At 34.2% G+C, this 325-nt stretch carries 1 protein-coding gene; it reads right to left on the bottom strand.

Annotation, left to right across the window (positions count from 1 at the left end):
* On the bottom strand, positions 1–325 hold a 325-nt coding region (locus ACOSP6_RS00015; protein ID WP_422095655.1), incomplete at both ends, for a SprB repeat-containing protein.

The following is a 325-nucleotide window of genomic DNA, read 5'->3' as shown; positions in this document are numbered from 1 at the left end:
TTGCTAATAAAGATCCATCATTTGCTCCATTACAGCTGATTATTGCTGTTCTTGATAATGACACCTCTAATAAATCAGGTTGCGTTACTACAAACTCTTTGGTAAACGAACATCCTTTAGTATCTGTAACTGTAAATGTATATGTTCCTGCTGCTAAGTTTGTTAATTCAGTAACTCCTGTAGCTATTGAACTTCCTGAACCATCAAACCACTCATAAGTATAATTCGGTGTTCCTCCAACAACTTCAACTTTGATAGAACCATTTGATAATTCAAAGCCACTTAAATTAACAACTTCTTCATTCGATAATTCTAAAACAGCAGG

Source organism: Tenacibaculum sp. MEBiC06402 (genome assembly GCF_049239625.1).
In the GTDB taxonomy this organism is placed as follows: Bacteria; Bacteroidota; Bacteroidia; order Flavobacteriales; family Flavobacteriaceae; genus Polaribacter.
This window is presented reverse-complemented; position numbering and strand designations above follow the sequence as displayed.